The organism is Treponema paraluiscuniculi Cuniculi A (genome assembly GCF_000217655.1).
Taxonomy (GTDB): Bacteria; Spirochaetota; Spirochaetia; order Treponematales; family Treponemataceae; genus Treponema; species Treponema pallidum.
This window is the reverse complement of the sequence record NC_015714.1, coordinates 12,431-27,604: the sequence shown is the minus strand read 5'-3', so window position 1 is coordinate 27,604 and position 15,174 is coordinate 12,431. Positions and strand designations below refer to the sequence as shown.

7 protein-coding genes, 5 tRNA genes, 1 other RNA gene and 1 pseudogene are annotated in these 15,174 nt (G+C 49.0%); 6 read left to right on the top strand and 8 right to left on the bottom strand.

The annotated features are described in order from the left end of the window. Positions 1–18 precede the first annotated feature (18 nt). On the bottom strand, positions 19–2,064 hold the full coding sequence (locus tag TPCCA_RS00115) for a hypothetical protein (protein ID WP_144011664.1): 2,046 nt from the start codon (positions 2,062–2,064) through the stop codon (positions 19–21). Between the two features lie 81 nt (positions 2,065–2,145). Further along, a pseudogene (locus TPCCA_RS05455) lies at positions 2,146–2,409 on the bottom strand (hypothetical protein); the annotation flags it as partial. Between the two features lie 163 nt (positions 2,410–2,572). Here TPCCA_RS05455 and TPCCA_RS00110 point away from each other — a divergent pair. The 6 genes from TPCCA_RS00110 (at position 2,573) to ffs (ending at position 3,275) form a co-directional block, all read left to right on the top strand. After that, positions 2,573–2,657 (top strand) — tRNA-Ser (locus TPCCA_RS00110). Between the two features lie 40 nt (positions 2,658–2,697). After that, positions 2,698–2,784: transfer RNA gene (locus tag TPCCA_RS00105), tRNA-Ser, on the top strand. Positions 2,785–2,815: 31 nt separating this feature from the next. Next, positions 2,816–2,889, top strand: a tRNA-Arg gene (locus tag TPCCA_RS00100). Positions 2,890–2,946: 57 nt separating this feature from the next. After that, positions 2,947–3,035: transfer RNA gene (locus tag TPCCA_RS00095), tRNA-Ser, on the top strand. Positions 3,036–3,091: 56 nt separating this feature from the next. Continuing rightward, positions 3,092–3,179 (top strand) — tRNA-Ser (locus TPCCA_RS00090). Position 3,180: 1 nt separating this feature from the next. Next, positions 3,181–3,275: signal recognition particle sRNA small type (ffs, locus tag TPCCA_RS05160), an RNA gene on the top strand. A 72-nt stretch (positions 3,276–3,347) separates the two neighbouring features. On the opposite strand, the gene TPCCA_RS00085 is transcribed toward ffs, so the two are convergent. The 6 genes from TPCCA_RS00085 to TPCCA_RS00060 form a co-directional block, all read right to left on the bottom strand. Beyond that, positions 3,348–5,471, bottom strand: a complete 2,124-nt coding sequence (locus tag TPCCA_RS00085) for a vWA domain-containing protein (RefSeq protein ID WP_013944738.1) — start codon at positions 5,469–5,471, stop codon at positions 3,348–3,350. Beyond that, the gene (gene greA, locus TPCCA_RS00080; protein WP_013944737.1) at positions 5,471–8,152 is read right to left on the bottom strand and encodes a transcription elongation factor GreA; all 2,682 of its coding nucleotides are present in this window, start codon (positions 8,150–8,152) and stop codon (positions 5,471–5,473) included. The genes TPCCA_RS00085 and greA overlap by 1 nt, the downstream gene beginning before the upstream one ends. A 16-nt stretch (positions 8,153–8,168) precedes the next feature. Continuing rightward, positions 8,169–9,116: a tetratricopeptide repeat protein gene (locus TPCCA_RS00075; protein ID WP_010881466.1), complete on the bottom strand. Its 948-nt coding sequence runs from the start codon at positions 9,114–9,116 to the stop codon at positions 8,169–8,171. Between the two features lie 124 nt (positions 9,117–9,240). Continuing rightward, positions 9,241–11,814: a Lon protease family protein gene (locus TPCCA_RS00070; protein WP_013944736.1), complete on the bottom strand. Its 2,574-nt coding sequence runs from the start codon at positions 11,812–11,814 to the stop codon at positions 9,241–9,243. Next, positions 11,777–13,591 carry a phenylalanine--tRNA ligase subunit beta gene (gene pheT / locus TPCCA_RS00065; protein WP_013944735.1) on the bottom strand — a complete coding sequence of 605 codons (1,815 nt, stop codon included), beginning with the start codon at positions 13,589–13,591 and terminating at the stop codon, positions 11,777–11,779. The genes TPCCA_RS00070 and pheT overlap by 38 nt, the downstream gene beginning before the upstream one ends. Positions 13,592–13,781: 190 nt before the next feature. After that, entirely contained in the window at positions 13,782–15,014 is a 1,233-nt protein-coding gene (locus tag TPCCA_RS00060; RefSeq protein WP_013944734.1) for a DUF3798 domain-containing protein, read from the bottom strand. Positions 15,015–15,174: the final 160 nt, after the last annotated feature.

Genomic DNA, 15,174 nt, shown 5'->3' with positions numbered 1-15,174 from the left:
ATCCCCTTCAGAACAGACTCAAGAAAAAATAGAATTTTTCAGTAGCACTATCCTGGACGCGCGCGCAATCGATACTCGCTCAGGGGGAAGTTCTGCGTGTACACACACGTGAAGCAACGCATCCTCTTCGCATTTTTCAATTGCGCACACCGTACCCACTATCTTATGCACTGACTGCCCTGAACTAGTCTCAATCTCAAGTAAAGCACCAGAACGTAACGCACACTCTGCAAGACGATACTTGCCTAAAAAATCAACCCCACTCGCTTCCGTTCTCTCCCTGCGGATCGTTTCGGAAGAAAGTTGCATTCTATCCAGAATCAACCCCCGTTGCAAGCGGGCACGTAGCTCCGTCTGCTCTGTTGCGTCCAATTTTAGTTGTTGCAGGTGCGCCTCAAACTCTTTGAGCCGCTGCAGCCGCACAGCACGTTGCATCCGTTGCACCTTGCGCCATTGTGCCTTGTCCCAATACTTACCCGTTGCACCAGACGTGGACGGATCTACATCCTCTTCGCTCTGCACGTGAGCCACCCCACCGGTCTGTTCTGAAATAGACGGAGTATCTGCAGCACTGTGCGTGCACGAAACGTTCGGAGTTTCCAACACAAAGGCACCTAAATGTGCAAAATCTCGCGTTGATTCCTCGGAGACTCCCCGAGCAGACCGCACTGGAAAAGAAAAGGAAGGCACATGGAGCGCACGTGCACCCTGCTCACCAGGGCGGAATAACGGGGTGGCTGTATCAATTGGCTCGCACAGGTAGGACAGACGCGCTCGCGCGAGCGCCTGATACAACATACACTCTTGGCATTCATCAAAAAAGTACACTCCTTCTGCAAGACGCGTGCGCACTAGCGGGTGCAGTGGCCCGCCAGATTCAAAAAAAGCTTGCTGAGATGAATCAACCTGCATGACAAAGCCGCGTCTTAAGGTCAACGCGGTTATCTGTGCATACCACTGCCGGAAAGAAGATAGTATATTCTGTGGCACCTGCTCACCTGTTTTACATTCTAAAGCCTGTGCAAGTGCCTGCACTGTTAATCCGCGCGCAAAGCCAGTGGTACAGCTTTTTTTATTGAGCTCAAACGTGGCAACTGTTTGTAGTGAGCAGACATGCGCACAGGATAAAATTGGCAAAACCCCTTGCATATCTCCATCGGGGAAAATGGTTAACTCTGCCGTCGCTGACAAGACCATTCCTGGCCCACGCGTGTACTGTCCTTTAAATAGAGCCTCATTCAACGCGCACAGTCCATCTTTCACACACAACAACCCAAAAAGCTGGGCCGTGCGTATAGCCGTGATCGCCGACTGCATAGAAAAAACCGATGAATCATGTAAAGCTCCTTTACGCTTTTGCAGCATTGTATCTTTGGACAAAGACAAAGAAGAGAAAAAATCAGCAGCAACAGATGGTGCTGCCTCTTCCACCAAGATACGATACACGCGTGTTAGATCTTCAGGTGCGTATTGCGCATCTGGGTGCAACACACAGAGAAGTGTACGCAAAGCCTGCGCTCGCTGTACGAGCACCTCTTTGCGCAGAATAGCCGTACTGGCAACTGTCAAATACACCGCACGTTCCAGAGCAGTTAAGGAGAAAAAAGAAGCCCACCGTTTATCTTGCACATGCACCTGTGCTGATTCGCAGACAATCAATCCCAGATGTTCCAAGACGCGCCGACCTTCCTGTAAAAGACGTGATGTACCCCTTTCCTCCCCTGTTCTCTGCAGATATGCAGGGAGTGCCACACTCACCACATCCGGATCAACAGGAAACAATGCCTGGAACATAACAAATGCCTTTTTCCTAAACGTCCCATCGACTTTTAATAAATTTTCCCCGTGCGTAAAAAACGAATACAATGCGCACAGCATCAAATCTGTTGTCAATAACTGTGCGGATGGACGCATCCGCTTTTGCGGAATGAGAAAAAGATTGAGTCCAGCTACCGTACTCAATGCTTTTTGCAACAGAGGATTGATACCATAACACGGCGTTTGCCGCACCCTACCATTCTGCGCAACGCTCGCGACTTCTGCCTGTGTAACCTCACCAGGCATCTGAGGAATGCGGTAAAGAATAAGACGTTCTTCTAAATTCAGTAGACGTGTTCTTATCTCCGCCTGGGCAACACGTTCTAAAAAAAAAATTGTCAGCAGCTCGAGCGTTGCACGGGGAACGCACATAACAACAGAAATAAATAACAAGTCGAGTTCATCAAGCATCTGCACCACAGCGTTCTGAATAGACTTTCTTTGCAGGAAGGCACTAAGTTGTTGAACAAGCCTCTGTTTATGAAATGGAGTCTTAAGCACACCCAAATAGAGGCGCATAAGATCAAAAAAATGCGTATCGGGCAACTGCACCAAAGATGCACTCCATTCTGCATATCTTGCATCGTCCATATACTCCCCTACTCAAGCTACAAGGGGGAGCGTAACATAAAAACGCTACTTCTCTAAGAACTTCTCCCCAGAAGGGAAGTTTTCTACACGTACCACTTTTTTTATGCTGCTCGTACAAAGACTTGACAGGAGCAACGTTTACACGCAGGATGGGAGGGAGTCCGGAGTGGTGGCCGAGTGGTTGAAGGCGACGGTCTTGAAAACCGCTGTGTCGCAAGGCACCGGGGGTTCGAATCCCCCCTGCTCCGCGGGGAGTATTCGGTACGGTGCGTCTGTTTGCTGTTTTTTGGAGCGGTGCGAGAGTGGTCGAATCGGGCTCCCTGCTAAGGAGTTGCATTCATCCGAGTGCCGGGGGTTCGAATCCCCCCTGCTCCGGTTTGGGGGCCGGTTGGCATCCCACTCCCTTGAGACTATAGCTCAGCTGGATAGAGTGTCAGATTGCGGATCTGAAGGTCGACGGTTCGAATCCGCCTAGTCTCATTACGGGACTTGTCCCGCTGAGGGTGGTGTCCTGTGGGGCTCTGCCGTTGTTATTGAGGAGAGATGCGAGAGCGGTCGAATCGGACGGTCTCGAAAACCGTAGCGCTCTTGCAAGGGCGCCGAGGGTTCGAATCCCTCTCTCTCCGCTGTTGGCTGAGGAAACGTCGCACCCCCTTCTCAGAACCGGCTGGGTGCGGCCGTAGGAGAGATGTCCGAGTGGCCGAAGGTACACGATTGGAAGTCGTGTGTGCCCCAAAAGGGTACCGAGGGTTCGAATCCCTCTCTCTCCGTTCCGGGGCCGCCCACGAAATATCCCCCAAACCCCGCTAGGTCCGGAAGGAAGCAACGGTAGGGGGACGCTTCGGTGCGCGATCCGCCCCGGTTTTCATCTTTCCCCCTTTCCATCTGCTCAATCGAGTCCCGAATCCACCTCTCGACTCGTTCCTTTATCGCTTTGATCAAGCGTATTCGATAGAGGTGAGCAGATTGTTCAATCTCACAGCGGGATCCTCATACTGGCGGAATGTGAAGGGCACATGATACCCCCTGTCAGAGACAAGGGTAACCACTCTGCCGACGCAGTCGTGCACCACACTCGACTCCTCGTACGGGAAGTACTTCGGCTTCAAGATAGCAAGATGATATACTTCACCGTCAAAATACACCTGTGCTAGCCGCCTTGGAAACGGCACCAAAAAAATTAGGAAGTCATCCCCCTTGTGCCCGCCAACCCCTAAACGGGTTCCTGCTTTCATTACGTGAATATTGCGCTTGCCAATCGCACGTGTTTGATCAAACACAAAAATTTCAGTCATTCCTGACCGACTACATCCATGCTCCGCACGCGTTACCCTGGGGGAAAATGAAACTCGATCACGCCCAAATGCAGTTGCCGCATTCGATACACTGAGGCGATCCTGCACATCGCTTTTACGCTGGGATACAATTCTCTCCATGCCTGCATACACGCGCTCCTGATCCTGCCTTTGTTCCTTAACAGAATGCGCCCGAAAATCAGACATCGAACCAGGACCCTGACACCCATTCTCTGTACGGGGACTTCCGCGCCATGACTTACGAGACAACACGCGCTTTGACCTACACACCACGGCTGATACAAGTACTAAGAAGATAGCCAAAGCAAACAGAGGCAAAAGCACCGCACCGAAACCCGTGCGACTCAACCCTACCATGTCCAACACATATCCAAACGCATGCGTAAGCCCTACAGGAGACAGAACCCCATGTATACCTCTCCGCACCAATCCAAGAAAAGACAAAGGAGAAACGCGCAGCTCTGCTGTTGCCACCTGAGGGAACACGCGGACGTTATCTGCAAACTGTACACGCATGGTCACCTGGTACGTTCCCTCTTCGTGGTAGCGCTTAGGTAATAAAAAAGTTGTTCGCAACATCGCGCGTGCACCGGACGCTACTGCACAAGACTCTGTTTGCACCGAAACTATGTCAGTCTCAACGCCATTGTCAAAAATCACCCGCTCCAAATGCAACAAAACGGGAGCATCCGTGCTATTTTCAACCTCGAACATACATTCTGCATACTTACCCTGTACCTCAAGGACCCTTGGAAAGTGTAACACGGGAAGCGTGCGCTCCTTCTCGGAAAAACGCACAGAACCATCTGAATCAACCGGACTCACCCTGATTCCCAAATCCTCCGTGAACTCGCGGGAAACATCAGTTGCTTCTGAGGAAGGCCGAACCCCTTCCCTTTTAGCAGGATCTGCATTACTGCGTCTGTCCTGTGTGCGTGCCACCTCCACATGACTGCCAACAACCCCTTGGACTGTCCCGTCCTCCCTTCCGTGCGTAGCAACTGCATGGTTATCTGCAACGCCGCCCGTTTGATCGGAAACCACACCCACAGTGTCCAACTTAGGCCTTCTTGTTTGTCCTTCTGCAAAGCTACCGACTGCAGAGATTTGAACATCATCTGTCTTTTGTAGGTCAGTCAGCAGATTGTCATCCAAATCGCGGATCTGGATGTCCTGGGGAAAGGGAAGTTTTATGTAAAACACACGCACCTGCTCTCGTCTCAGATCCGCGGCAGCCCGTGCAAGGTTAATTTTTACCTGATCCTTGTTGTAGTTTTTATATGCGCTACGCGCAGGCGGGTTAAAAATACCGTCAGACACAACAATCAAAATTTTTTCATGTGCTGCAGGCAAAGCGCGTAAGTGTGTACGCGCGAAATCTAGCGCTGTTAAAAAGTCAGAATATAACCCCAACTGATGCAATATCATGAAACGAGACACTACCTGAGAAAGATCAAACTCACTACGGATAACCTGAGAAATCTCGTGACGTGGCGTGGCACTAAACGAAATAATATGGAACGAATCACCCAAACGCACAAAACGAGTAGCGATATCTTTTAGCACACTACCGCTTACCACGGAACGGTACGGTAAAATAGTGCCAGACGTATCAAGTAGCACCGTAATATCTGCAGACTTTGTAACACTCTGTTCACGAACCAGCTCTTGCGCGAACAGCGCAGCACATAGACACATAAGAAATAACATTAATCTCCGCATAATTCGCATCGCACACTTCCTCACTAGATCTCTGCAGCAGAGATGCTTAAGATCTCATACACTTTTTCATGTTCTCCCACCGTAAAGGCAAGTTGTTCCCCTGTCTTACGATTGAGCAGATTGCTACCTAACGGAGACATGTACGAAATAATACCACGTTCTGGAGCCGACTCCCACGGACCAAGAATAGTGTATGTCTCATCTTCTCCACTTGTGTGATTTTTTAAGCTAATTACCGTACCAAACGAAACTCTGCCAGCTACAACAGTGGTAGGATCGAATACCTGTGCCCGCTCAATCTCCTCTTGTAGCCGAGTCACCATATTGTTCAACCTTGTTTGTTCTTCTCGCGCAGCCTTATACTCTGCGTTCTCACGCAAATCACCGAGTTCTAAGGCCCTACCAATCTCTCGAGAATTTTCCGGAATACGAACATCAAGCAAATCCTGCAATTCTTTCTTTTTTGCATTGAGCATCTTTGCAGTTACCACTAGTCCACGTCCGGAAACCACACGTTCCTCAGTATCAAAAAACTTAAAATCCTTGTACTTCTCAATAATTTTATTGCGCAAATGGACCTTTAACTTTGGATCAAGCCCCTGGATATCACTTATTAACGTGTAAAGACGGGTAGTAGTTCCCACATCGTGCGAAAGCATGAAGTGTTCTAGCAAATGATCATTCCCAAAGAGTACCGAAAGAGCCTGCTTGTTAAGTTTTCGGTTCTCAGTGGTGTTCCGCCGGTTAGCGATTTCCCGATAAGTAATGTCCACAATGTGGATGAGGACGATAATCCGCTGTTCTGCGGTAATGCGCAGCTCCTGGAACCAAGGCTCATCCCTTACCGTCTTGAATAACCAAATAACCGCCGCACGATTATCCGCATAGTATTCAAAGCAAGCTTCAACCACCTTCAGTGCCTTTTCCTTATATCCCTCTTCCATAAGCGCGCGAAGAATCTCTAGAGAGAGCACCTCGGGGAACAGCTTGACATACTCATCGCTCCAATTGCTCACAAAGTTTTTCACACTATTCACGAATTCCCACTTGAGGCCCTTATCCTTTATCTCTGTGTACACCAATCGAGGATCCGCAATATGCGCGTACAAATCCGCAAAACCATGGGGTCTACACGCATTTAGGTGAGGCAACACCGTGGAAACACGCGTTACCACCAAGTAAGCCGCAATTACATTGCCGTCCACGACACTAAACGCACGCAAAAATGTGTTAAAGTAGTCGAACATTTCTCTGAAAGCATCAGAATCTGTATCTGCCTTGTCCATAAAGGTATTGAGGATGTCGATGCGCGCGAAGAAATTTTTTTGTGCCTTAAATTCCACAGCAAGTTTTTCTTCCAGGGAAACAGGACAGCTCCGCACCGTATAAAAATCGATATTGCTGGGATTCGCAGCAAATCCAGTACTTTCTTTCAAAATCTTCCGTGCTTTCGTACTCCAACTTGTCCACTCCCCCACAGAAAGCAAAGAAGGAACTAATTCCTGCTTAACTTTTTTGAGATTACAGTTATTGTCGAAACTTGTGATGATCACCTTCAGTGCCCATTCAGGATCCTGCTTTATTTTCGCAGCAAGATCCTGCCGCTTCAGTACTGACTTAAGCACCCAGATATGCTCTTTGCCAAGGGTTTGCAACGCGCTAATAGCCATCTTCAAAAGCATGGTATGCGCACGCCTTTTCGCAAAATCGATCAGTAACTCATCGTTACACACCTTCGCAATCCGACCTACCCCCCACGTTCGATGAAAAACAAAACTACCCTCGTCAAAGGAAATATGCTTTTCAAAATCATTAATGGCTTCAAAGACATTGCGCCAAGATTGGCTAATGTTCGATATCTTTAGGTACTCCTCAAGCTGGCTATGTCCGCGATACTTACACCGAAAATTCTCTATGATTTCCTTACGCGCCCAAACATCCTTCTCATCATGTTCAAGAATATGCTTGAGTATATTGATGCACGTTGTCCAATCCTCATTTTCTTTGTAATAGACATATACATCTTGCATGAGCACGCTCCCGCGCCCTTCTCCCAGTTTCTCTGAAATTTTCTTCTGCTCACGATAAAAAAACTCGACATCGTCTGGAATCAGTGCAACAAGCTTAGTCCAAACCTCCTTTATGGCCGCGTTCTGCCTCCGCGCGATAAAACGATACAGTGCTTTTTTGTAAAACTCCGTAGCTTTCTCTTTATTCCCTTCCTGCTCGTATTTATCCGCCAGCACACGAGTGATTTCCGCCTCTTCGTAATCGATCCTAACTAACCGTTCCCAAACATCATAGAGCTGTTCGTTTCCAGAGGTTTTGTAACATTCTCCTAACGCACGCAACGCAAGCTTTGATTCACCGTACTCAAGCACACGGGTACAGAGGTGCTCAACTATTTGATTCTTGTGATTATCACCAAAGATAGTCAGCAGCGTCACTAAACACGAATCATCTAACAACTGCTTAGAAAGCGAAATAATCCCAGAAATGTATAACGCGATTATACTGTTCTTCGAGTGCGCCAGATGTTCGTCACAGATACCTTTCAGTACATCAAGGATAGATTGTCTTTTCGCCTCCGCAATGATTCTGTCAAGTTCCTTAAACTTTTCCGCAGAATACGCGGTAAGCGTCGCGCGTGTCCATTTTTCTTCATTGAGCATTTCCCGAACGTCGTGTTCTATGTGTTCTGACATTACTTCACCCTCACTTTCACGCTATCCTCACATAGCGATGATAAACCGCTTCATCAAGCAATTTAATTTTGAGTAACACTTCGTCGATGTTCCTCTTGTCTTCTTGCACATTCACATAGTGATCAACGAGCCAGAAAAAATGATTGATGAGACGAGGACGCAGGAGCCGCCTTTCAGCCGAAACTTTCTCATTCCTTAAATCGTTTTCGAGGGAATAAATCGCCTGTTTCAGCTTTCCAATCTCTACTGCACGCAGCTCACGCTTTGCGGTAAGGACTCCTTCGAGGGTGCCGTACACCGGCAACCACTCTAACAACTCCACGCCAGAAAACCCATACGACTTCACCCGTTCAATGAGACTGAAAATAAGATCAGACTCAAGTAAATTGAGCTCGAGCTTTGAAGCACCCTTGAACAAGGCCTCGCGAAAATACAACTTCGACCAGCGCTCATCTCCCGCAAGAGCGTATGCATCAGCAAGTTCAGCAAGAATTGCAGAAGAGTCTGGCTCCAAAGAGACTGCAAACTCAAGGCATTCACGCGCAGCATCGTAATTGCCCAATGCTTTATAGCACAGCCCAGTCTTACGATAGACTTCCGCGGGATGCTCGCGCGCATCACCGGTGATAAGACTCCCATAAAACCGCAATGCGTAAGTGAACACACAACAGCGCAATGCATACATAACAGGTTCGACAACACCACCACGTTTTTGCATATATGCAACGAACGCACCCCATTGTCCAACAAGATACTCACCCTGACTAAGACCGCCAGAGATGGTATGTACACGCTGCATCCGATCCTCCCAAAAGCGAATACCGGTAAGCGCGTACAAAACATCCCGATTGTCTAGCTCTTTTTGAAGCAAATCCTGCAAATCCTGGTGTGCCTGGCGCAGATCCCCCTGCTTCAGTAAATCCAGTGCTGACTCAAGCTCTACACGAATCGATCGTGCAACCATAGCGGGATATTGTATCGGTATCAAAGCGCCACGTCAACGAAAGTACTTTTTCAAAAACAAAACCAATATATCACGTCCGTTTAGACGCGCGATTAGATACACACGCTATGTAAATAAACACGAGCTACCCGCAGTGTCCTTTCACTGTGACATAAAAATCCCGCAAACGCGCACGCACACACTGGTAGAGCTGAGCACTTCCCTGCTCTTTCAAATCGTCCGGCACCATCAATTCCAGCGCATCATCAATTGTGCATACCGCCCACACGTGAAACGTACCAGCACGCACCGCATCCTGCACACGTTCAGGCAAAAACAATTGTGCACAACTACTCTTTGGGATCAAAACTCCCTGCATTCCCGTCAGTCCGTTCAGAGCACAGACGTCATAAAAGCCACTGATCTTCTCGCTCACTCCTCCAATAGCTTGCACTTGTCCCAACTGGTTCACACTTCCTGTTATTGCGCGGTCCTGCCGAAGAGGAAACCGGCCAATCGCAGAAAGCAATACTAAAAATTCTGCAGCAGACGCCGAATCCCCATCAATCCCGTGATACGACTGTTCAAAACAAAGCGCTGCAGAAAGACACAGTGGAAAACTATCCTGCCCCTTTCCAAGGTCATCCACAGCTGGATCAAATGCAGCATCTGCAAAAGCAGACAAGCACTTTTCACGCAATAGCGAAGTGATGATTAAATGCGCCTTATCATAAATTTCCCCCGAAAGACCTGCCTCCCGCTCAATATTCATCACTCCTTCCTTACCCGCGGATGCCTGTGCCGTTAACGAAATTACTATGCCAAAGCTATGGCCGCAATGTTCTTCGATTGCCAGCGCGTTAATTCTCCCTATTCGATATCCCTGTACCTCTACCAATAACTCTCCACAGGCTATCATGCGCTGAAAACGCTCCCGCGCGCGGGAACACACGTACTGCCTGCGATTCAGCGCTTCCTGCACCACATGCGCAGTAATCACCGACACATCTGGATGCATATCCACGGCCACTGCATGAGACTCCAATACTAAATCTGCAATTTGTACAAAAGAAGTACTGAGCCGTGTATGACTCTCTGCCAGTTCTTCCGCATATGCTAACAATCGCGCGTACGCTGAGGAATCAAGTGAGAAGGTGCCATAACGCGCCACAACTCTATCAAGGTAAGCTATCAAAGCAACTTGATTCTTATCAGAATTCGGCATGCTCGTATCAAATTCTGCACACACCTTAAATAGTTCTCGGAACGAGGAATCTTCCTGAGATAGACGTTCGAAAGAGCATGGCTCGCCAACCAAAACAAGCTTGCATGTGAGCGGAACTCCTTCAGGCCGCAACATACCTTGGGACTGGGAACTACCCGCTGGGAGTAACAGCTGCTTGGTACGCAGCGCACGCTTCAAATGTGTCCATGCTTCTTCCTCCGCCAGTAGATCTTCGAGCTGCACGATGAGTACACCTGCATGCGCTCGATGCAGCGCACCTGCACGAATGCGTAAATGCCCATTCTCCAGCGTATCCCCTTCATTCCCCTTGCTTTCAATCGATCCACATAAATTCGCCAAATTCGGCTGATGCTCCGTAAACACATACCCCGCATGTTCTGTGTGCACACACACGAAATTTAAGGTATAGCGATCGAAAAACCGCTTTTTTACTAGTGCAGAAATACGCATTGACATTAAACACTGTACCCGCACCTGCACATCGGTTTGTATCCGCTCTATGTACGATATGATGCGCGCACGCATTTCTTCAAATTCATGCGGCACCTCAATGAGGCGAGAAGAGGAAGTCTTCTCCCTTTCCGTCTGTTCCGCCGCACACGAAACAGGTGGAGTGGAAAAAACCGGTGCATAACACGCCACGCGTTTTTTAATACAGGCCATCTGCTCGAGGATAATTAACCGCAAACGCGCACGGTAGTACTGCGCAAGACGCCTACGCGCGGCCCGCCGCGCAGTGCGCAACGTATGGAGCAGCGAAGAAACCTCATCACAGGAAAGACGATATCGCGCATGGAGTTCGTGTACTACACATCTAGAAAGCTTCGCGCGGGAAGCTAAATCGTGCAGCGCTTCAAAGCTACTGTCTTTTCCCTTTAATAGGGGAACTAAATCAAAGGAGTACGTACCACGTTTCCTATGCCATCTCACACGAAACCCACGCGTATACAACTCCGCTTCAATACGTGAAAGCTCAGCACACTCACGTGTTTCAATATCAGCCAGCAATGTGCGCCGCTCACGTAAGAAGGCATCACTTTTCACAATATCCCGTGCTGTATTGAGAATAGCGTTAACCGATCTCCTCAACGCCGTAGCAAAAGGCATCCCTTCTCCCGCCGGAAACTGCAGCACCTGCGGTTCGTGCGGATGCACAAAATTGTATGCATACGCTATATCCCACATTTGCTCGGGACGAGGTACAAAATCTTTTAATAGATATCGGAGCGTAGTGCGCTTCCCGGTGCCTGACGCGCCAATCACACAGATATTGTAGCCGTCACCGTACATTCTCATCCCAAGACGTATCGCAGCGCAGGCACGTTCATGCGCTAGCAGAAAGGGGTGATCCTGTGCACGGGCTTTCAGATACGCAATAGTGTCAGGAGCAACGATACCCGTAACTTCTTGCCAGGAAAGCTCTCGCCAGAGCGAGCTACGGCAATAGGGCCCCAACATCAAGTTCCCCAGCAAAGCACGGCATGCGGATATCCCAATTACTCAGCACCTGCGGATGTATCTCCCCAAATATACCCACACGAGAACCATGCACGCAGATACTCGCTTGTCTGCCTAAGACAAACCGCGGATCCTGCGCTTCCTCTACCTGATACGGAAGTTTCAAACAATACAAAAGTCCTGAAACTAGGCTTGCCACCTCATTGTAACTTGCCTCCTGCGAGGCATTGAGGAATCCAAGTGATTGTTGCGTGCATGTACCGTGTTCACCATGAGGGGAGCAAAAGGCAACCTTTCCAATTTCGAAAATACGATGTGGATACAACGCATGTGCTGACTTTAGCTCAGCTGACAGAAGACACGGAATGATAGACCTGCGCACGAATCGGTAGCTTTCAGTAAGAGGATTTTCTATCTCGATTAGATCATCTGCCGTGCATCGCATACGCGTGCAAAACTCCCTGGCAGAGCCAAGATAATGAAAAATCATCTCCTGATAACCAAATCCAACTAGAAGGTGCTTAATCTTGCGCGTCAAAAGGGTCAGATCACTCAGTCTGCCCACTGTAAAAGAACGTGGAACCTGCGGAGAAAAACGGTCAATCGTTCTACCCAGCATCACTTCTTCAATCAGATCTACCGCATGGAGAAAATCATTACGGTACGCTGCAGGCTCGACGACATAGGTTCCCTGCTTAACTTGCACGGCACAGTCCATCCTTGCAAAGGCTTCGGTTATATCTGCAACAGTCAAGGGCATCCCCAAAAGACGATCTATCTGCTCGTGCGCAACCTCCCTTTTTTCTTGAAAATAAAAGGGGGTAGTAACAGACCTCCCCCATGGGGTGTCAAAACTATAGGTAATTTGCACAGGTTCAATCTGCATACCCATATCAGAAAGATCACACGCAAGGCTATTCACCGCTACTAGCACTGCGCACATATCCGTACCACTACACTCGATAAATAGTTCTGTATCCCCGGTCACTACTGCACCCAGCGACGCGCTATTAGTGATCGGAATAAGCGAAAGCACCTCACCACGAGCATCGACTAATAAGGGAACGAAAGAATAATCCTTGAGGAGGTGACCATATTCACGCCCTTTCGGATGTTGCGTCAGAATCTGCTCACCAGACAGCGGCATGGACATACCGAGAGGCGTGAAACTTACCTCTGCGAGTAGGACAGCGCGGTATGCGAGTGGCCAACATATATCCTGTGCACGGTAACACCCCAGCGAAAGGGTACACCTCCTACGTCCAAAATTACTGGCGAGTCTTTCCTGTGTTTGTATTAGATCCCACAGTCTTACTTCGCTCAGTCCAGCACCCCGAGCCACAAAGCCAGCAATAAAAGGGCGTATAGTTTGCAAACGCGCATCCACTACTACGCATCGCCCATACGAGTCGCGCACCGTACAGCGATCTGAAAGAAATGCACGATACTGCGCTGCGCGCGAAGCCCCCCCTGCGTGAACACGCAAGAGGCGCGCAAGCCCTGCTGTAGACCACAAATCCGGACGATTTGTGTCGTTAAGTTCGATTTTTAAAAGACGCGCATCAAACGCACCCTCACGTACACAGCTGGCCTGACCCCTCGTCCTCTGCACAGGATCGCACACCTCCCCTCCTGGCGAAAGGCTCCCTCCCTCTTTATCTTCCCTCACGGAAAAAGAGCTGCACTCCAATTCAGCCTTAGCACTTCGCAAACGTCGCTCCAACGTATCATCGTCGCACCGTTCACCGAGCAGCTCAAAAAACAACGCCTCATGAATGCTAATTTTCGGCATGAGCCCTCCGACCGTGCTCAGTATACGGTCAAGAAAAGGACACCACAAGGGCCAGCCACCACACCGTCTTTGCAGAGGATGCCACTACACGGCACACGTGCTCTACACTTTAGTCATAATACGCGTAACACTCTTAAACTGAGCGCTCATATGCGCACGGCATAAGTACCGTGCGCACAAAGGCATGAGCTCACTGACGACCGAAACGAATACTCCGATACTTTTCCGGAAATTCCTGGTCTGTTACCGGTAAAGAAAACTTACCCAAAATATGTATGTCAGAGAACACTGACACATGGTTGGATACTTCCTTCCCTGTGAGAAGATCCGTGTACGGCGCAACCCTCCATCGTGTTCCTTTGGAAAACAAACTAAAGGCATCAGAGAGAGCTACACGCATATCCTTTTCTCGGAGTTCATTTTGCAATATCCTGCGCGCATATTCAGCTAACCCAAGTGTGCTGACAAAAATATGCGAACTTACATTCACCCCGAAACGACCTACCAACCTCTTCTCTTCTACCGCCGACTCGACGCGCTCCAAGATCCCCGACACATCCTCATCGTCAGTATACTCCACCCCGAGTGCTTCAGCACAGTCAAACACATTCGCCCCCAGAAGCATGCCATCTTTGCTTACCAGTTCTCTCATCAGGGAAACACGGTGCGTATCATTAGTGCAAAAGAACATAGTGTTCTTCCCATACTTACCGATCCATTGCTTTGTGTGTGTGCCGATAAACGCACGCGCCCCTTCAACACCTGACTCCCCTGCGGGATCTGGAGCCTCCTCAGACGCAAACTCTATACCGATATCTGCACACACTGCCTCCATTACCTGACGCCTCGTCCTAAGCTCAGCGTTTGAAAGGTGAAGAGGAAAAGAAACGTGCACCAACGTACGCGCGCCCATTTTCTTTGCAGCCCAGGGAATAGCATACCCACCAAATGCATAATCATCACTAACCACGATATCAGCAGATTTTTGGATAAGCTCAGGATACTCATGCGGATCCCCTACAAAGAGCATGATGTCGGAACGCTTCGCCCTAATTTTGTTAAAAGCCTCTGCAGTTCCATGAATTCCTTCGCTGACAACAATAGCACCCATGAGAGGATCATCAGCAAATGCAAGGAGCCGGGACACCGTTTCATCTTGCCGATTTACAAAATCTTCAGGATACGTGACATGCAAGATACATCCTCGGTGACCGTCACCTACCGCACCGTACATGGCGCATGCTCTTTTTGCCGCAACTACATCATGGCTAGAGTGACTAGCCGGACCGGTCATAACCCCGATGTGATAATCCTCCACCGCTTTCGCGCTCCCGGTATTTTGTGGAGCACGCGCGCCCCCACAGCGACACAACAGTGCACCGACACATACCACCCATACCTTCGATAGAAACTGGCTTTTCATAGTCTCCCCTTAACGATCGCACACACCATCTCTCCAAAACGCTTAGGCGTATGGTCCACCCCCCCCCCACGGGAAAATCAATTGTGTATTTATGATACAGCATCAAAAAATCATCGTGTGCAAACCAAAAAGGTATCCCTTCCCTCCCCCTTATTGAAGG